Annotated in this window: 10 protein-coding genes; 3 read left to right on the forward strand and 7 right to left on the reverse strand. The window is 65.6% G+C overall.

Translation table 11 applies throughout. From position 1 onward, the window contains the following. The first annotated feature begins 281 nt into the window (after positions 1 to 281). The 3 genes from F1002_RS05020 to F1002_RS05030 are packed head-to-tail and all read left to right on the forward strand — an operon-like array spanning position 282 to position 7,695. Entirely contained in the window at positions 282 to 2,339 is a 2,058-nt protein-coding gene (locus tag F1002_RS05020; protein ID WP_150427964.1) for a site-specific recombinase, read from the forward strand. Positions 2,340 to 2,348: 9 nt separating this feature from the next. Continuing rightward, positions 2,349 to 4,037 (forward strand): autotransporter assembly complex family protein, encoded by a 1,689-nt coding sequence (locus F1002_RS05025; protein ID WP_191090315.1) that lies wholly within the window; start codon positions 2,349 to 2,351, stop codon positions 4,035 to 4,037. A 1-nt stretch (position 4,038) separates the two neighbouring features. Continuing rightward, a complete protein-coding gene (locus F1002_RS05030) occupies positions 4,039 to 7,695 on the forward strand; it encodes a translocation/assembly module TamB domain-containing protein (protein ID WP_150427965.1) in 3,657 nt (1,218 codons plus the stop codon). A 24-nt stretch (positions 7,696 to 7,719) separates the two neighbouring features. Here the strand turns inward: F1002_RS05030 and F1002_RS05035 are convergent, their stop codons facing one another. The 7 genes from F1002_RS05035 to F1002_RS05065 form a co-directional block, all read right to left on the reverse strand. Next, entirely contained in the window at positions 7,720 to 10,230 is a 2,511-nt protein-coding gene (locus tag F1002_RS05035; RefSeq protein WP_150427966.1) for an ATP-binding protein, read from the reverse strand. A gap of 214 nt (positions 10,231 to 10,444) precedes the next feature. Then, on the reverse strand, positions 10,445 to 13,519 hold the full coding sequence (locus F1002_RS05040) for an efflux RND transporter permease subunit (RefSeq protein ID WP_150427967.1): 3,075 nt from the start codon (positions 13,517 to 13,519) through the stop codon (positions 10,445 to 10,447). Next, on the reverse strand, positions 13,516 to 14,649 hold the full coding sequence (locus F1002_RS05045) for an efflux RND transporter periplasmic adaptor subunit (protein WP_150427968.1): 1,134 nt from the start codon (positions 14,647 to 14,649) through the stop codon (positions 13,516 to 13,518). Before F1002_RS05045 ends, F1002_RS05040 begins: the two co-directional genes overlap by 4 nt. 114 nt (positions 14,650 to 14,763) lie before the next feature. Continuing rightward, positions 14,764 to 16,767, reverse strand: a complete 2,004-nt coding sequence (locus F1002_RS05050; RefSeq protein WP_150427969.1) for an acyl CoA:acetate/3-ketoacid CoA transferase — start codon at positions 16,765 to 16,767, stop codon at positions 14,764 to 14,766. 27 nt (positions 16,768 to 16,794) lie between these two features. Beyond that, positions 16,795 to 18,192, reverse strand: a complete 1,398-nt coding sequence (locus F1002_RS05055; protein ID WP_150427970.1) for a GntP family permease — start codon at positions 18,190 to 18,192, stop codon at positions 16,795 to 16,797. Between the two features lie 161 nt (positions 18,193 to 18,353). Then, positions 18,354 to 19,763, reverse strand: a complete 1,410-nt coding sequence (locus F1002_RS05060) for a sigma-54-dependent Fis family transcriptional regulator (RefSeq protein WP_150427971.1) — start codon at positions 19,761 to 19,763, stop codon at positions 18,354 to 18,356. A 15-nt stretch (positions 19,764 to 19,778) separates the two neighbouring features. Continuing rightward, entirely contained in the window at positions 19,779 to 20,363 is a 585-nt protein-coding gene (locus F1002_RS05065) for a CBS domain-containing protein (protein WP_150427972.1), read from the reverse strand. Positions 20,364 to 20,451 lie beyond the last annotated feature (88 nt).

Raw genomic sequence — 20,451 nt, forward strand, 5'->3', positions numbered from 1 at the left:
TCACGCTGGTCGATCAGGTAAACGCGCTCTTGCGCAACAGCGGAGAAACCGATACCGGCCAGCAGGGCCAGAACCAGCGATTTCTTGACAATGTTCATAGTCGACAGTCCCAGGAAAAGTTTTGCGTAGGTACTTGTAATTTGCAGCTGTCCAATTCTATTACGAATCGTCACCTTTCAACCACTTGTCACACACAATCCGGATGATTTCCGCCGCACCGTATCCGGTAACATAGACCGGTCGGGCCATACGCGCACCATCTTGGGGATTATGAAAAAACGATGACAACCATCCGGGCCCTGTTCCGCTGGCTGCTGGGAAAGCCGGCCTCCATATCCGATCCGCTGGGCAAAGCACTCGAACGCTTCCGTAACCCGGAAGCCGATACGCTGGAGCTGATCCGCCGCCTCGTCGCCGTGCTGCGTCCGGCCAACCGGCGCGACGACGCCTACGTCGAGCGCTACCGCACCATGCTCGACCGTATCGAGGCCGACGCGTCGCTGCGCGAAGCATTTTGCGGCCATGTCGTGCATTTTCTGGCTACCCGCCGCCTGGTCACCTTTTTCACCGACAGCGGCATCCTGCCCGGCACCGGCTTCTTCTCCGAATGGGGACGCATCATCGGCAACCGGCTGCTGCCGGAAGTTCCCGACGAACGTCGCCTGAAGGATTGCCTGCATGTCGTTTTCCCGCATGCCGGCGACTGGCGCTGGCTGCAGGAAATTCCACCGGAGCTATCGCAACGCTTCTGGGAAATGATGACCCCGGACATGGCACTGCGCAACATCGACTGGCGCGGCATCCAGGAGCAGATGCTCGATGCCGTGCTGCTGCTCGCCCACCGGGTCAGCGGCCTCGGCGTGGAAAGCGAGCTGATGCGCGCCTCGACCAACTTCGACGACGACACGCCGCGCTTCGTGGCCTTGTCGGCGGAGGCCCTCGACTTCGTCACCACCTTCCGCCGCGCCCTGAACGACAGCACGCAGCAGGCCGACGACGGCCGGCAACTGCTGGTCATCGCCGACCAATGCACCGAAACGCTGCAAAGAATACGCAAGCGTGCGCTGACGGTCGGCACCAGTCTTCATCTGTCCTATGTGCTGACGCGCAGCGAACAGAGCATCGAACGCCTGCGCGAACTGGTCGCCATCCTCGGTGCCGGCGAGCGGGCCGAGACGCATGCCGGGGCGATTCATGCCTGGGGCGAATTCGCCCACGCCGCCTTCATTGCCGAAAACCGCCGCAACAGCCTGCGTTTCTATCTCAGCCAGCTATCCAGCCTGCTTGCCGTGCGCGTCACCGAAAACGCGGCCCGCTCAGGCGAGCACTACATCTGCGATTCAGCGAGCGACTATCGCAACATGTGGCGCTCGGCCGCCGGGGCCGGCGTCCTGATCGGCATCATGGCCCTGCTCAAGATCAAGGCGGCCGCCCTGCACGCCCCCCTGTTCGGCGAAGCCTTCCTGTACAGCATGATCTATGGCCTGGGCTTCGTGGCGATCTACCTGCTCGGCATGACGGTCGCCACCAAGCAGCCGGCGATGACCGCCCAGACGCTGGCCGGCCTGCTCGGCGACCTGCGCCTGAACCGCAGCGCCGACCTCGAGCACCTGGTCGACGTCATTGCCGCGGTATGCCGCAGCCAGCTGGCGGCCATCGGCGGCAACGTGATGGTGGCCCTGCCCGTGGCCATTGCCGTCGGTGCGGGCCTGGGCTACCTGAACGGCGCCCCGGTCATCAGCCCGGAGAAAAGCGCCCACCTGTTCGACAGCCTCGACCTGCTGTCCTGGGCCCTGCCGCATGCCGCGATCGCCGGCTGCTACCTGTTTCTCTCGGGACTGATCACCGGCTATTTCGACAATCGCGCGGCCTATGCCGGAATCGGCCCGCGCATCGGCCGCCTGGGCTGGCTCAGGGCCATTTTCGGCCCGGCGCGCGCCGGACGCATCGGCGGCTACATCCAGGACCGCCTGGGCGGGATCATGGGCAATTTCCTGTTCGGTTGCATGCTCGGTTCGACCGGCGTCATCGGCACCATCCTCGGCCTGCCGCTGGACATTCGCCATATCGCTTTCTCGTCGGCCAACCTGGGCTACGCCCTGGTCGGTTTCCAGTTCGACCTGCCGCTCAGCGCCGTCGTCTGGGCCGCGCTGGGCGTTGCCGCCATCGGCTTCACCAACCTGGCGGTTAGCTTCCTGCTGGCGCTGCGCACGGCCCTGCGCGCCCGGGGTGTGCAGTTCATCCACCACGGCCCGCTGCTCAAGGCGTTGTGGCGGCGCCTGCGCCAACAACCCGCCACCTTCTTCATGCCCGCCCGCCCGCCCGCCGGCAACGCGTAAAATGACAGCGTGTTCGCCCGCCCAACCGCCACCTTCCTGTCCGCCCTGCTGCTCGCTGCCGCCACACCGTTGGCGGCCGTCGAGCTGAGCCTGCAGGCGCCGGACGACATCGATGAACTGCTGGCGCCCTACCTGCCGGAGGAAGCCGGCAATACGCAGCGCCTGCAGGGCACGCTCAGCGAAATCCTGGCCACCGAAGGCTATTTCGCGCCGACCTTCGAATTCACCAATACCGACGACGGGCTGCGCCTGAACCTCGACCCCGGGCCGCGCACCCTGATCAAGGCCGTCACCCTGAGCCTGGACGGACCGGTCGCCACCACGACACGGGAAGAACTCCAGCGCGACTGGCGCCTGCCGGTCGGCCAGCCTTTCCGGCAGGCGGACTGGAACGAAGCCAAGCAGCAGGTGCTCGCCCGCCTGCTCGCCTTCGAGCACGCTGACGCCCGCCTGGTCGACAGCGAGGCGACAATCGAGGTCGAGACGCACAGCGCCCGCCTGAACGCCCATTACGATGCCGGGCCGCGCTACCGCTTCGGCGCCTTGCGCGTCGAGGGCCTGCAGCGTTACGAACCGGCGCTGGTCGAGCGCTACAACCGGGTGGTGGAAGCCGGACAACCCTACCGCGAGGAAAGCCTGAACGTCTTGCAGAGCACCTTGCAGGCGACGCCCTATTTTGCTTCCGTGCAGGCGGCGCTCGATCGCGAAGCCGCCGAGATCGACGCCGACGGCATGGCAACCGCCCCCGTCGTGGTCCGCGTCCGCGAACGGGCGCCGCACCGGGTATCCTTCGGGGCCGGCGCCAGTTCGAACACGGGCGCCCGTGTCGAATTCAACACCCACTCATCCGATCTGCTGGGCCAAGCCTGGGAGCTGGACAGCGGCCTGCGCCTGGAGCAAAAGCGCCAGACGGTCTACGCCGATGTCTTCCTGCCGCCGGACGGACGCTTCCGCCGCAACAGCGTGGGCGCGATGATGCAGACCACCGACATCGCCGGACTGAAAACCGAACGCTACGCCCTGGGGGCGCAGACCGTGCAGCAACGCGGCAGCGTCGAGCAACGCCTGTCGCTGAACTGGCAGACCGAATTGCGCGAACCCGACGGCGCCCAGTCGGAGACCAGCCGGGCCCTGGTGCCCAACGCAATGTGGACCTGGCGGCGCGTCGATAATCTGCTCGATCCGCGCCGGGGAACGGTTCTCCAGACCCAGATCGGCGGCGGCACCCGGGCCGTGCTGTCCGACCAGAACTTTGTCCGCATGCATGGCCGCATCCAGCACTACATCCCACTCGGGCGCAACAATACGCTGACCCTGCGGGGCGAAATCGGCTATACCCTCGCCGACTCCCGCCGCCACATCCCGCAGGACTACCTGTTCCGGACCGGCGGCGCCAGTTCGGTGCGCGGCTATGCCTACCAGAGCCTGGGCATCAAGGAAGGTGCGGCAACGGTCGGCGGCCGCTACCTGGCCATCGCCAGCGCCGAAGTGACGCATTGGCTGGACGAGGACTGGGGCATCGCCGCCTTCGTCGACGCCGGCGATGCCTTCGATGCGCGACAGGATGCCCGCCTCGCCGTCGGCTACGGGCTGGGCGCCCGCTGGCGCAGCCCGGCCGGTCCGATCGGCGTCGACCTGGCCTACGGCGAACGCACGCGCGGCTTCCAGCTTCATTTCTCGCTGGCCATTCCGTTCTGACATGCTGCGCCGCATCGCCCTCCTCTCCCTCCTCGTCATCGCCTTCCTGCTCGGCGCCGCCGCTTGGCTGACGAACAGCGAAAGCGGCCTGCAAACGATCCTGCGCCTCGCCGCGCAAGCCAGCGCCGGACGCTTGCAAGCCGACGACGCGCGGGGCCGCCTGACCGGCCCGCTCGACATCGCCAGATTGAGCTGGCAGGACGGCGACCGGCAAATCGTCCTCACCGGCATTCATCTCGACTGGTCGGCTCCGGCCCTGCTCAACGGCCAGCTGCGGATCACCGAATTCGAGGCGGCGACACTCGACATCCGGCAGCCCCCCAGCAACGAACCGCTGCTGGCACCGGACCAGCTGACACTCCCGCTGGCCGTCGATATCGAGCGCCTGGCGCTCGGCAAGCTGAACTTCAACGGCGATACGCTCGGCGAAGGCATCGGCGCGCACCTGGCGAGCGATGGACGCGAACACCGCATCGAGCAGCTGTCCCTGCGCCTGGGCGATGTGGCCATCGAAGCGCAGGCCCGCCTCGATGGCCAGGCCCCCTTCCCGCTGTCAGGAGCACTCAAGCTCAGCGGCCAGCTCGAACAGCGCCCGCTCGCCATGGAAGCAACCGCCAGTGGCGAGTTGGCGTGGATCGAACTGGCCATGGTCGCCACCCAAGGGATCGACGGCCATGCCGACGTGTCGCTGACCCCCTTTGCCGCGGCACCGTTTGCCCGCGCCCGCCTGCAACTCGAACACATCGACCCGGCCAGCTGGGTAGCCGATGCCCCCAAGGCCGACCTCAGCGTAGTCGCCGACATAACGCCGCAAGACCGGGGTTTTCTCGGCAGCTTCGGCTTGACCAACCGGCTCCCGGGCCCCGTCGACCGCCAGCGCCTGCCGCTGGTGACCCTGGCCGGCACCCTGAACTGGCAGGAAACCCGCTTGCGCCTCGGCGACCTGCACGCAGCCCTGCCCGGCGGCGGCGTGCTCGACGGCCGGGGCGAATGGCGCGACAACGCCCTGTCGCTCGACCTGCAAGCCCGCCGCCTCGACGTCCGGGAACTCGTGTCGTCCCTGCGCCCGACCCGCCTGGCCGGTCCGCTGTCGGCAACGCTGGCCGCCGAACGACAGCAGCTGCGCATCGATCTGCGCGACAGCGCCTTCAGCCTGTTCGCCGAAGCCACCCTGGCGAAGCAGCACCTGCAATTGCCCCGGATCCTGCTGACTGCCGGCGAGGCGCGGCTGGAGGCACAAGGCGAACTGGACCTGGCCTCGCCGCGCACCTTCTCGATCAAGGGCGAACTACGGCACTTCGACCCCAGCCGCTTTGCCAGCCTGCCGGCGGCGAATATCAATGCCCACCTGCAGGCCAGCGGGCGCCTTGCCCCCCAACCCGTCGTCGACGCCGGCTTCAACCTGCAGGATAGCCGGATAGCCGGCCAGGCCATCGGCGGCCACGGGCAACTGAGCGTTGCCTGGCCGCGCATTCCGCAAGCCGACATCGAGCTGACGGCCGGCAGCAACCGACTGACAGCCCGCGGCGCATACGGGCAGGCCGGCGACCTGCTCAAGCTCGACATCGACGCCCGGCAACTCGCACCCTTCGGTCTGGAAGGCGGCATCCAGGGCCACTGGGAACTGGCCGGAACGCCGCAGGCGCCCGTCCTCAACGGATCCCTCCAGGCCGACAGGCTCGGCTGGCCCGGCCACGGCAGGGTCAGCGGACTCAAGCTGAGCGCCACGCTGGGCAGCGAGGCCTCCTCCCCCCTGGCGCTCGACCTGAGCGTCGCGACGCTGGACAGCACCGACCAGCCCACCCTGTTGCGCGGCCTGCGTCTGCAGGGTGAGGGCAGCAACCAGACGCATCGCCTGACGGCGCAAGCCGACATCGCCGGCCAGCATCGGTTCAGCATCACCGCCGCGGGTGGCTGGAACAGCGCCCGCTCGACCTGGAGCGGCCAGCTCGACACTACCCGCCTCGACAGCAGCGACAGCGCGCGCAACGTCAGGCTGCTCGCCCCGGCGCCCTTGCTGCTATCGGCGTCGACGTGGCAGATCGGGCCGCTGCGCCTGGGCGGCGCCCCGCTCGACTGGCAGGCGACACTGCAGGCCAGGGCAGACGACAAGACACTGGCTGCCTCGCTCAGCGCGCGGGGGAGCCGGATCGGGCAGATTGACGGCCGTCTCGATGCCGCCATGCAAGGCGCCTGGTCGCTGGCCCGCGACAGTCGCTGGCAGGGATCGCTGCAAGCCGACGTGGCCAGCCTCGGCTGGCTGGGCGAACTGATCGGCGAAGGCTGGCAAAGCGAAGGGCGGCTCAACGGCGAACTGCGGCTGTCCGGCACCCCCGGCCGACCGCTGGTCAGCGGCCGGCTGCGCGGCGAGCAATTGGCACTGCGCCTGGCGACCCAGGGGCTGAACCTCGCCCGGGGCGAACTCGACATCGACCTGCGCGACAATCTGCTGCACATCCGGCGTCTGGGTTTCGACAGCCTGCTGCAGCCCCTGCCGCGCGCCCTCCGGCTCGAAGCCGGCAACGCACTGGCCGGGCTCGACAAGAGCCCCGGGCGGCTCGAGGTGAGCGGCGAGATGCGCCTCGACCGGCACCTCGGCAGCAGCAACGACGGCGGCGAAAGCGCCTTTCTGGATGTGCGCCTGGACCGGCTCGGCGCCTTTCAGCTGCCCGATCAATGGGTAACCGTCTCGGGCAACGGCCGACTGAGCTGGCAGCACGGCACCCTGGGTGCGCAGGGCCGGCTGGCGGTCGACGCCGGCTACTGGCAGTTGGCCAAGGGCGGCACGCCGCGCCTGTCGGATGACGTGGTGGTCAAGCGCCCGGGCAGCGAAAAACCCGCTGCCGCACTACGCCCGAAACTTGACCTCGACATCGTCGCCGACCTGGGCAACACCTTCCTGTTCAACGGCGCCGGCCTCTCCAGCCGTCTCGTCGGCGAGGTGCGCATTACCGCCAGGGGCCGCGACCTGCCGCGGGCCAGCGGCACCATCCGGACCCGCAAGGGCCGCTTCGAGGCCTACGGGCAGAAGCTCGATATCGAACGGGGCGTGCTCAGCTTCAACGGCTTACTCGACAATCCCGGGCTCGATGTCCGCGCCATCCGCAAGGGCCTGGCAGTCGAGGCGGGGGTTCAGATCAGCGGAACGGCCCAGAAGCCGGTCGTCAAGCTGGTGTCCGATCCGGAGCGACCGGAGGCAGAAAAACTGGCCTGGCTGGTTCTCGGCCACGGCCCGGAGCAGACGGGGGCAAGCGATGCGACCACTTTGCTGACGGCGGCCAGCGGCCTGCTCGGCAACGACGCTGGCAATGTCGTCCAGCAGATCAAGAAAACCTTCGGGTTCGACGAACTCGGCGTCCGCCAGGGCAACCTCGGCGACAGCGGCGGACGGCAGCAAAGCAGCCGGGTCGCCGGCGGTAGCGTTGACACGACCGGGAGCACCGGCCAGCAGATTTTTTCGGTCGGCAAGCGCCTGTCGTCGAACGCCATGCTCTCCTACGAGCAGACGTTGGGCAGGGCAGAAGGCATCGTCAAGCTCACCGTCAACCTCAGCCGCCGGATCGCCGTCATCGGCCGGGCCGGCAGCGACAACGCTCTGGACGTGTTCTACACGCTGGCTTTCGGACGCGACGAGGTGAAGGAAGCTACCAAACCTTAGGCGATGCCGGCAGGGTGAAACAGCCTAAAGCGGCGGAAAATCCGGCGGCTGCGCCGCTTCCTTCCCGGCCAGACGTCTGATGACGATGGCCATCAAGGCTTCCTGCCTGACCGGCTTGGACAGGAAGTCATCCATACCGGCGGCACGGGTCTGCTCGGCATCTTCGGCGAACGCCCCGGCGCTCAGGGCGACAACCGGCAAATGCCCAGCCTCCTGTGCTGCTTCCCATTCGCGAATGCGGCGGGTCGCCTCAAGGCCATCCATGACCGGCATCTGCACATCCATCAGAACCAGATCCGGACGCGGAACGGTCGTCGCGGCGGCCACGGCCTCGCTGCCGTCGGCTGCCAGATCGATGCTCAGGCCCTGCCGGGAAAGCATGCGCTGGGTGACCTGGCGATTGATCGGATTGTCATCGACGATCAGCACGCGACCGGACATCGTTGCGAGATCACCCGCCGCCTGGCGCACGGCCTGCCGGCTATCCGCATGCATCGCGAGGGCCTCGACGCGGACCCGGAACCAGAAGCGCGACCCGCTGCCGGATTCGCTTTCGACCCCCGCCTCGCCGCCCATCAATTCAGCCAGACGACGGACGATGGACAGGCCGAGGCCGGTCCCGCCATATTCACGGGTCGTCGAGCTGTCGACTTGCGAAAACGGCTGGAAGAGCTGTGCCAGCTTGTCCGGCGCAATCCCGATGCCGCTGTCGGTGACCGAGAATTCCATCAGGAGTGCCCCTTGTGCGTCGGCGACCTCGCCGGCTTCGATACGCACAAAGCCGCGCTCGGTGAACTTGACCGCGTTGCTGACCAGATTGGTCAGCATCTGGCGAATGCGGATCGGATCGGCCATGTAACGCGTGCCCGGCTGCCCCAGCCAGGCCAACTGCATGTCGATTCCCTTTTCCTGCACGCTGCCGGCAAACAACGTGGCGGCTTCATGAAGAATCTGCGCGGGATCGAAGGGAGCGCTGTTGATATCCAGCTTGCCGGCCTCGATTTTCGACAGGTCGAGCACATCGTTCAGCAATGTCAGCAGGGTTTGACCGGAGTTCAGGATGGTCCGCGCGAAATCCTGCCGCTCCTCCTCGCTCAGGTTGGGCATCAGCAGCAGCTGGGCCATGCCCAGGACGGCGTTCATCGGGGTGCGGATTTCGTGCGACATCACGGCGAGGAAGTCGCTCTTGGCACGATTTGCCGCTTCGGCCGCCTCCTTCGCTTCGTACAGCTCGGTAATATCGATGCGAAAGCCGACAGTGAAGCCTTCCGGCGTCTTGCGTTCGCGGATTCTCAGCCACCGGCCATCGTCAAGCCGCTGGATGAGGTCGCTCTGGCCGCTGCGATGCGCCGCCATCCGTTCGGCCACCCAGGCCTCGACTCGCCCCTTGGCCTGCGCGTACTGCCCACGCTCCGCCCCGGTCCGGATGATGTCCTCGAAGCGACGGCCCGGCACCAGCAAATCGGCCGATGCCCGGTAATACTCACGGTAGCGCTCGTTGCAATAGGCCAGCCGGTCCTTCTGGTCATAGATGACGAAGGCCTCTCCAATCGTTTCGATCGATGACTGCAGCATGGCCTGGCTTTCCTGCAGGCGGCTCTCCATGGCCAGATGATGAGCAAAAGTCCGGTACAGCGTGAAGAGAAGCGTCATGATCAGCGCCGAGAGCACTATCGCCACGAGCAGCACCCGGTTCCGGTAATCCCGATAGCCGGCCAGGACTTCGTCCTTTGGATGCCCGACGACAAAGCTCAAGCCATATTCCGGCAAACGTTCGAAACCGTAAACGCGATCGACGCCATCGACCGGATCGACCTGCGCAAAGCTGCCTGACCGGAGCGCCCCCGTCGCCAGATAGGGCGCACCCTGCACCTTCATCCCCATGACCCGCTCCCCATCCGGGTAACGGGCCATAATGTCACCACCATCGGAAACGGCGAACACCACCGTACTCGCCTCCAGCTTGCCCCGAAAGGCGGTCAAGGTATCCGGGCTGACCGAAATCACCATCACCCCCTTGAAGCCTTCTTCGGACAACAAGGGGCGTGTGATCTGGACGGACCATTTGCCGGATCGCTTGCCTTTGACCGGATTGCTGATGAACAAGCGGTCGCCGCCGTCCACATGGACCCGAAAATGCTCGCGCTCACCAAGGTACATGCGCTCCGCCGGCAAGCCCAGGCTGGAATAGACCAGCCATCCTTGCGCGTCGATCACCGCGATCTGGAAGGTCACGTCTTCCATGTGTTTCCGGCGACGACTGACCTGCATGTCGAAATGCGCCGGCCCTTCCGCCCAATGTATCCGCAGATCGATCAGTGCCGCATTCAGGCGCTTGATGAGCGAAGCGGCACTTTCAGCCGAGGCTTGCGCCTGAAACTCGGTCACCCGCGCGATTTCGTGCAGGTCGCTACTTTGACTGCGCTCGAGTTCATGGAACGCTCCCCCCCAGATCATCGCCAGACAAACCACAACAGCCAGCCAGAGAGCCAGACGGCGAGACTGCTTGCCGCCCTGAGAGAAAGAGGAACCCATGATCGCGATATTGTCCGTGAATGCTTGCGGACTGCCTGCCGCCCCCCGATCGAAAATTATCTGGCGCCGGAAACAGTGTGTCGCGCCGATTATGACCAAAGGACGCCCGCCTGCCCAGCCTCGTCAGCAGTTCAGGCAGACGCCGCCAGCGTATTCACCCCGAGGCCGGAAATGGCGATTCGGGTCGGCCACGCCGAAAAGGCAGGCAACGCGCTCAGCCGGCCCGGGTATCGCCCTTCCCAGCCCACAGGCTGCGGACGCGCAGGATCAGGTCATCGACATAGGTAAACACCACCGGAATGACCAGCAGGCTGAGGAAGGTCGAGGTGATCAGGCCGCCGATCACGACAATGGCCATCGGCGCCCGGAAGCTCGGGTCGACGCCGATCCCGAGCGCGATCGGCATCATGCCGGCGCCCATGGCGACCGTCGTCATCACGATCGGCCGCGCCCGCTTGCGGCAGGCGTCGAGCAAGGCATTCCAGCGGTCCAGTCCGTGCTCGCGGCGGGCCAGAACCACGTAGTCGATGAGCAGGATGGAGTTTTTGGTGGCGATGCCCATCAGCATGATCAGGCCGATCATCGACGGCATGGACAGCGCTTTCTGCGCCACGAACAAGGCCAGGAAGGCACCGGGAACGGAGAGCACCAAGGCCGCGAGGATGGTCACCGGCTGCACGAAATCCTTGAACAGCAGGACCAGCACGATATAGATGCACAGCACGCCAGTGGCCATGGCCAGGCCGAAACTTTCGAACAGTTCGCCCATCGCCTCGGCATCGCCGACGGTGGTCTGGATGATCCCCGGCGGCAGGTTGGCGATGCTGGGCAGGGCCAGCGCCTTGGCCTCGACCTCGCCGAGCGGCACACCGTTCAGCTCGATCTCGAAATTGATGTTGCGCAGCCGGTCGTAGCGGTCGATCTCGGCCGGACCGCCGGCAATGCCGATCGATGCCACGTTGGCCAGCGTCACCGGCCCGCGCGCACCGGGCACGGTCAGGCGTTCGAGCAATGCCAGGTCGGTGCGCGCCTCGGGCGGCAGCTTGACGACGATGGGCACCTGGCGCTGCGACAGGTTGAGCTTGGCCAACCCCTGGTCGTAGTCGCCGGCAGTGGCGATGCGCAGCGTGTCGGCGATGGCCTGCGAAGTGACACCGAGGTCGGCCATGCGCGCAAAATCGGGACGGATCACCAGCTCGGGACGAACCAGACTGGCGGTTGTCGTCACGTTGCCGATACCCGGAATGCTGCGCAGCTCCCGCTCGACAAGGCGGGCGTGCTCGGACAACAAGGGTCCGTTTTCGCTGGCCAGAACGAGGATGTATTTCTCGTTGGCGGAACCCAGGCCGACCTTGATCTGGGCGCCAGGAATCGCAGCCAAGGCATCGCGCAACTGCCCTTCGATATCCTGCTTGGTCGTTCCCGGCCGCTCATTACGTGGCGTCAGGTTCAGCGTCAGCGTCGCCTTGCGCACCTCGGCTGCTCCCTGCGGGGCAAACGGATCGCTGCCCGCCTTGCCGCCACCGACAGCGGTATAGACCAGCCGGACGTGCGGATTGGCCTGGGCGATCATTCTTGCCTGCTCGGCGGCGGCAAAGCTGTCCTTGAATGTGACACCGGGCGGCAGGGTCAGGTAGATCTGCGTCTGCGACAGGTCGTCCGGCGGCAGGAAGCCTTTGGGGAGCAGCGGCACCAGCATGAAGGAGCCGAAGAAGAAAACTGCGGCCGCCAGCATCGTCAGCAGGCGATGCTTCAGGCACCAGACCGCCCAGCCTTCGTAATAGGTCAGCCAGCGCGGCGGCGCGTGCTCGTCGGCGACCGGCTTGAGCAGGTAGGCGGCCATCATCGGCGTCAGCATGCGGGCGACCACCAGCGAAAAGAAAACGGCGATGGCCGCCGTCCACCCGAATTGCACGAAAAATTTGCCGGCGACACCGCTCATGAAGGCGGTGGGCAGGAAAACGGCAATCAGCGTGAAGGTGGTGGCGATGACCGCCAGGCCGATTTCGTCGGCCGCTTCCATGGCCGCCTGGTAGGGTGTCTTGCCCATGCGCAGGTGGCGCATGATGTTCTCGATCTCGACGATGGCATCATCCACCAGGATGCCCACCACCAGCGACATCGAGAGCAGGGTCACGACATTGAGCGTAAAGCCCATCTGCCACATGACGAAGAAGGTGGGAATGGCGGACAGCGGCAGCGCTGCAGCCGATACGAAGGTTGCCCGGCCGTCGCGCAGGAAGAGCCAGACGACCAGCACGGCAAGCAGCGCGCCCTCGATGAGCAGTTTCATCGAGCCTTCGTAATTCTCGATCACCGGATCGACGAAGTTGAATGCTTCGGTGATCTCGATGTCGGGATAGTCGGTCTTCAATTTGTCCAGCGCCGCCAGCACGTTGGTGGCGACATCGACTTCGCCCGCGCCCTTGCTGCGCGTGACCTCGAAGCCGACCACCGGCTTGCCGTTGAGCAGCGCCGCCGTGCGCCGCTCGCCCACCGTGTCGCTGATCCTGGCGACCTGGTCGAGGCGGATGTGCCGCCCGTCGGACAGTACGATGTCCATGCCGCCCAATTCGTCGGCGCTCCGCACAGTAGCCAGGGTACGCACCGACTGCTCGATACCGCCGATATCCGACTTGCCGCCTGAAGCCTCCTGCTGGATGCGCTTCAACTGGCGCGAAATATCGGCCGCCGTGGCGTTCAGCGCCAGCATACGGGCCGGATCGAGTTCGATGCGTACTTCGCGGGTCACGCCGCCAACCCGCGAGACCGCGCCGACGCCGCGCGCCGACAGCAGCGCCTTGCTCACCGTGTTGTCGACGAACCAGGACAGGGCCTCGTCGTCCATGCGCGGCGACGCGACGGTATAGGTCAGGATCGGCGCCCCGGACAGGTTGACCTTGCTGACCACCGGATCCTTCAGATCGCCCGGCAGATCGGCGCGGATACGGGACACCGCGTCGCGCACGTCGTCCACCGCCTCCTGCGTCGGCTTTTCAAGCCGGAACTCGACGGTCACGATGGCCGTGCCGTCCTGCACCTTGGTATAGATATGCTTGATGCCCTGCAGCGTTGCCACCGAATTCTCGATCTTGCGCGCCACTTCGGTTTCCATCTGGGCCGGCGCCGCGCCGGGCAGGCTGGCAGTGACCGTCACGGTCGGCAGTTCGATATCCATGAACTGCTGGATCTTCATCGCCTTGAAGCCCATGACCCCGGCCAGGGTAAGAAGCAGGAAGAACAGGATGGCCGGCGTCGGATTCCGGATCGACCACGACGAAACGTTCATGGCTTGGCGTCCGGCGCGATCTTGACGGCATCGCCGTCGGCCAGGAAGCCTGCTCCCGACTCGACGACGCGCATGCCGGCCTGCAGGCCGGAAACGACCTCGACCCGGTCGCCCTTGCGGCGGCCCAGCGTCACCTTGGCTTGCGCCACACGGTCCTCGCCCTCCAGGCGGAACAGGGTGGCGAAGCCTTCGCGCAGGACGATGGCGGTCTGCGGGAGCGTCAAGGCCGGTGCGCGGCCCAGTTCGAACTCGCCCCGGGCGAACATGCCGGCGCGTATCGCCGGCGACGCCGGCAGATCGACATAGACCAGCCCGTTACGCGTCTGCGGGTCGATGCTGGGCGCCACGGCGCGCACCACACCCGTCACGGTCTCGCCGCCCGGTGCGGTCAGCACGGCCGCGGCGCCGGGCTTGACCCGTGCCAGATCGGCCGACGGAACTTCGGCCCGCCATTCCAGGCGGCCACCGCGGATCAGGCGGAACAACTCCTGGCCCGACTGGGTCAGCGAACCGACAGCCGCCGTACGTGCCGAGATCACGCCGTCATCCGGCGCCAGCACCCCCGTCTTGTCCAGTTTCAGCTGCGCCGACTGCAAGCGCGCCTGCCCGGCGGCCAGGCGTGCCTGTGCCGTATGCAAGGCGGTCTGGTACTGGGTATTCAGTTGCGAGCTGTAGAAACCTTTCTCGCGCAGTTCCCGGGCACGCTCAGCGTTGGCCTTCGCCTCGCCGGCGCTGGCCTCCAGTTCGGCAACCGCCGCCCGGACCTCGGCCAGTTCGCTGGCCACCGTGTCATTGGCAATCCGGGCCAGCACCTGGCCCTTCTTCACGACATCGCCGACCTGCACGCGGATCTCGGTGATCCGGTAGTTGGCGATTTCCGGGCCGATCACCGCCTCCTGCCAGGCGACGATATTGCCGTTGGCGGCCAGAACTTGCGGCCAGTCCAGCGTTTGTGGCGAGGTCAGGCCGACGGTCAGCGCCGGGCGGGCGGCGGCCGGCTTGGCCGACTCCTCGGGCTTCGTCGTCTCCGGGCGCAACGCAACGAACATCACACCCGCCACCACCAGTGCAGCCAGCGCCCAAAGGCGGGACTTGCGCCCGCCGAGCAGACCCGATGTCTTGTCACTCATGCCTTAACCTGTATCGACCGCTTGCAAAATGAAGCTCCCCCACGCGGGGGGAGCGAAACAGGCAATGATACCTTGTCCGGCGCTTATGTCAGCGCCGTAATGACCACGCGGTCATCAAGGTTTTGTCAGCTGTGCCTTGGCCTCCGCCTCCGTCCCGCTGATGTTCGGCGCGATCTGGCGCTTGGCCAGCGCCTCGCCGAGCTTCATGCGCAGGAAGGTGCTGGCGGTGTAGCGGGTGACGTCGTGATAGTGGCGCTCGACGACGCCTTTCACCATCCCGATATAGTCATCGACCAGTTCCGGCAGGATGCTGAAGCGATCGTAATTGACGATGGCGTTGACCTTGTGGCCAACCGGGTCGAGTGCCGCGTCGACCGCCGCTTCGATACGCCGGATGTCGTCGGCGCTGCGCACGTTCAGCCCGGAAAAATCGAGGAAGAACAGGTTTTGCGCCGCATCGTAGGACAAGCGTTCGGGCAGCGGCACATCGAGCATTTCCGGGCGGATGCCCATCGGCCCTTCGGCGAAGATGCGCGCATCCATGAGCGCCGGCTCGCCGTCGATGATCGGCGGGAAGGCCATCTTGTCGAGGATGTCCTTCTGCAGGTCGACGCCGGGCGCGATTTCGGTCAATTGCAGGCCCCGCGCCGTCAGCCGGAAAACACAGCGCTCGGTGACATAGACCACCTCCTTGCCGCGCCGCGCCGCTTCCGGGCCACTGAAGGTGCGGTGCTCGACCTCGTCAACGAACTTGACCGACTTGCCGTCTTCCCGAATGTGCAGCTTGCCGGCCTCGATCGCCACTTCCAGGTTGCCGGCCGTAAACGTGCCGACGAAGACGACCTTCTTGGCATTCTGCGAAATGTCGATGAACCCGCCCGAACCGGCCAGGCGCGGGCCGAACTTCGAGACGTTCAGGTTGCCCTGCTTGTCGGCCTGCGCCAGCCCGAGAAAGGCGATGTCCAGCCCGCCGCCTTGATAGAAATCGAACTGGCTGGGCTGGTCGATGATCGCCTGGGTATTGGTTGCCGCGCCGAAATTCAGGCCGCCGGCCGGCACGCCGCCGATGACGCCAGGTTCGGCCGTCAGGGTCAGCAGGTCGATGATGTGCTCCTCGGCCGCCACATTGGCGACGCCTTCCGGCATGCCGATGCCGAGGTTCACCACGGCGTTGGCCTTCAGTTCCATGGCTGCCCGGCGGGCGATGATCTTGCGTTCGCTCATTTCCATCGCCGCGATGGCCGACATCGGCACCTTGATCTCGCCGGCGAAGGCCGGGCTGTACTGCTCGATGAAGGTCTGCATGTGGTACTCGGGCTTCTCGGCAACCACCACGCAATCGACCAGGATGCCCGGAATCTTGACCTGGCGCGGATTCAGCGTGCCGCGCTCGGCCACCCGCTCGACCTGGGCAATGACGATGCCACCCGAGTTCTTGGTGGCCATCGCGATGGCCTGCGCTTCCAGCGTCAGCGCCTCCTTCTCCATCGTGATATTGCCGTCCGGATCGGCCGTCGTGCCGCGGATGATGCCGACGTGGATCGGGAAGGCCTTGTAGAACAGGTATTCCTCGCCGTCGATTTCCATCAGGCGGACGATGTCCCGGGTCGTCATGGCGTTCAGCTTGCCGCCGCCGAAACGCGGATCGACGAAGGTGCCGAGGCCGACCCGGGTAATCGTCCCCGGCTTGGCGGCGGCGATATCGCGGAACAGGTGGGTGATCACCCCTTGCGGCAGGTTGTAGGCCTCGATGCGATTGGCGACGGCCAGGGCCTGCACCTTGGGCACCAGCCCCCAGTGCCCGCCGATGACACGGGCGATGAGGCCGTCGTGGCCGAAGTGGTTGAGGCCGCGCTCCTTGCCGTCGCCCTGGCCGGCCGCATAGACCAGCGTCAGGTTGCGCGGGCTGCCCTGGCCGTGTGCATCGGCCGCCTGACTCTCGAGAAAGCGCTGCTCGATGGCCACGGCGATGTTTTCGGCAAAACCGATGCCGACGAAGCCGCCGGTGGCGACCGTGTCGCCATCGCGAATCAGGCGTACCGCATCGCGGGCCGACACCACCTTGCCGGTGTCGGAAGCGCGCAGCGAATTCGCCATGGGGTGACGGGTAACTGGCATGGTCATCTCCTCGCTATTGTTGTTGGGCTAGACAATACCCGTGGCATAGAAAACTGCAATGACCACGAACACCGCCAGCGTCTTGATGCAGGTGATGGCGAAGATGTCCTTGTACGACTGGCGATGGGTCAGGCCGGTCACCGCCAGCAGCGTGATCACCGCGCCGTTGTGCGGCAGGGTATCCATGCCGCCGGAGGCCATCGAGGCGACGCGGTGGAACACTTCAAGCGGAATGCCCGCAGCCTGGGCGTTGGCGATGAAGGTATCGGCCATCGCGGCCAGCGCGATGCCCATGCCGCCCGACGCCGAACCGGTGATGCCTGCCAGCGCGGTGACGGTGATCGCTTCGTTGATCAGCGGATTGGGAATCGCCGACAGCGCATTGGCCACGACCAGGAAACCCGGCAAGGCAGCGATGACGGCGCCGAAACCGTATTCGGAAGCCGTGTTCATGGTCGCCAGCAGGGCGCCGCCGATGGCCCCCTTGCTGCCTTCCGCGAACTTGCTGAAAACCATTTTCCAGGCGAACAGGAAAACCGTCGCGATACCGATCAGCAGCGCGCCCTCGACTGCCCAGATGGCCGCTACCGCCTTGGTCTGCTGGACCACCGGCACCGCCTTGCCGATCACCGCCGGGATGAACGACACCTTCTCGCCGTAGAGGGCCGGAATGGCCGAGGTGAACACCTTGTTCATCACGCCGACCATGACCAGCGGCAGGATGGCGATCAGCGGATGAGCCAGGTTGGTGCTGTCGATCGCTTCCGGTTCGTTGCTGTGGCCTTCGCCATAGCCTTCACCCGCGGCGGCGGCACGACGGCGGCACCATTCGAGGTAGCTCAGGCCGCAGACGAGGATGAACAGGCCGCCGATGATGCCCAACCAGGGCGCGGCGTAGATATCCGTCTTGAAGAAGGTGGTCGGGATGATGTTCTGAATCTGCGGCGTACCCGGCAGCGAATCCATCGTGAAGGTGAAAGCGCCGAGTGCGATGGTGCCTGGGATCAGGCGCTTCGGGATGCCGCCCTGACGGAACATTTCCGCCGCGAACGGATAGACCGCGAAGACGACGACGAACAGCGACACGCCGCCATAGGTCAGCAGAGCGCAGACGACGACGATGGCAAGCATGGCACGCTCGCGGCCGATCAGTTTGATGACGGCCGCCACAATCGACTTCGAGAAGCCCGACAGTTCGATGACCTTGCCGAACACCGCACCAAGCAGGAAGACCGGGAAAAAGTTCTTAACGAAGCCGACCATCTTGTCCATGAACAGGCCGGTGAACATCGGTGCCACCAGGGTCGGATCGATGAACAGCACGGCGCCCATGGCCGCGATGGGGGCAAACAGGATGACGCTGTAGCCGCGATAGGCCACAAACATCAGGAACACCAGCGATGCCAGTACGATCAGAAAATCCACGACTGTCTCCTTGATCCATTGTTGTAAAGGGGCTCTTTACGCACACCCTGTGCCATGAGATGCAAGCAATTGATCGATATGGAATTTCAAAAATCCAGGCGCCCCCGGCGCAGGCCACCCTGTTCGCGATTCAGGACAGGGTGTCCGGATCGGCAGACAGCTCAGGCCGACTGGGCGTCCACGTCGAGTGCGGCCATTTTTTCGTATAAGGCAGCCCGGGAAATGCCGAGCTGGCGCGCCGCCTCGGCCTTGTTTCCCCGCGAGCTGATCAGGGCCAGGCGAATCGCCTCGCGCTCGGCCTGCGCCACGGCTTCGGCCATGCCCAGCGGACGCAGGCCGACCACCTTGGGCGCTGCCGCCACAGGCGCCGTCGGCATCACACTCTCCATGTCGTCGGCTTCCAGGGTGTCGCTGTCCGACATCAACAGGGCACGCTCCAGCACGTTGGCCAGCTCCCTGACATTGCCGGGCCAATCGTGTCGGCACAAGCGGTTGATGGCCCCGGTGCCGATCCCGCGCGGCGGCATGCCCTGATTGCGGCAAATGGCATCGACCAGATAATCGGCCAGCAGGGCGATATCCTCGAGCCGCTCGCGCAAGGGCGGCGTACGCAAGGTGATGACATTGAGACGGTAATAGAGGTCGGCCCGGAAGGCGCCTTCGGCGACCATCCTTTCCAGATCGCGGCTGGTTGCCGCAATGACCCGGACATCGACCGACATCAGGCGATTCGAACCCACCGGCTCGAATTCGCCCTCCTGCAGGGTGCGCAGCAGCTTGGCCTGGAGCGCCGGCGACATGTCGCCGATTTCGTCGAGGAACAGGGTGCCGCCGTCGGCCAGTTTGAATTTGCCGTCCCGGCCGTTGCGCTCCGCGCCGGTATAGGCACCCGGCGCCACACCGAAAAACTCCGCTTCGAGCAGTGTCTCCGGCACCGCCGCGATGTTGACGGCGACGAAAGGGGCCTCGGCGCGCACGCTGGCCGCATGAATCGATTGGGCCAGCAGTTCCTTGCCGGTACCCGTTTCGCCAAGGATGAGCACGGGCGCCGCCGTTCGCGCCGCCCGCCGGGCCGCTTGCTTGACGACGCTACTGGCCGTTCCGGCGCCGACGAAACTGGCGAACGTATATTTCGTCTTGCGCGCCTCGGCCAGCTTTTTGCGGGTTTCCGCCAGGTCGCGGCGCAAACGCTGGTAGCGCACCGTCAGCGACACCACATGCCCCGGATCGTCGTACAGCATGAACCCGACCGCGCCGACCACCTTCCCTGCCTTGTCGTGCAGGGGCAGCCGGGTCACCACGAAGGCGGCTTCGCCGTACTCCATGATGTCGAGCATGATCGGCCGCCCGGTTTCCACCACCTGGCGCATCAGGCTGTTGGGGATGACCTGCTCGATTTCCTGACCGACCACGCACGCCGGAACCGCAATCCCGAGGCGCTCCGGATAGCGCTCGTTCATCCAGACAACGCGCGCCTGGGCGTCGACGATCACCGCGCCTTCGCAGTATTCGGCGTAGTGCGCGAGCAAGGACTCGGAAGCAAGCTGCCGAAGGTCTTCGGCTGAAGTCATTCCAGCGACAGCATCTCAGTCAGCCAGTGCCGCCTCGATCTCGGCGAAGGTGCTGGCCAGTTCGAAGCCGAGTACCGGCACGCCCAACAGGCGACCGATGTGGGTCGCCGAGAACATGCCGCGCACCCGGGGCTGGCCGGAGGTCGGATCGACATCCTCGACTAGGATGTGCTGGCGTCCCAAATGTTTCAGGGCATCGAGAATATCGACCACCTTGGCGTGCAGAACCTCATTCAGGTACAGCGTGTCGACGCTGCCGATCGGCGTCATCAGGTCGGCCACCAGCAGTTCGTCACGCTTGCAGCCGCGGGCCTGGGCAACCTGGATCGGCTTTTCGCCGAGAATGTCGCGCGCCGTGATCAACCCGAGCACCGAATCGGCGCCCCCATTCACGATCAGCATGCGAACCCCGCGCGAAATCATCCTGGCATTGGCCTCGATCACCGAATCATCGGCACCGATCATGACCACATTGACCCGCAGGAAATCGGTCATCGCCTCGATGGCCGGCGATTCGGCACCGACCAGGTTATATCCGGAAGCGCTCAGGGTAACGTTCTTGGAAATCTTGTGCGTACGCACTTTGGTAGCCAAAGTCATGTCTCGATCCTCCAACGGGTGGTTCTTGTTTTTCCGATCAAACATCTCTGTGGAACCGGGGCAAGTCGACTCGTTCAGGGCAGGCCCG

The organism is Dechloromonas sp. CZR5 (assembly GCF_008711155.1).
Classification (GTDB): domain Bacteria; phylum Pseudomonadota; class Gammaproteobacteria; order Burkholderiales; family Rhodocyclaceae; genus Azonexus.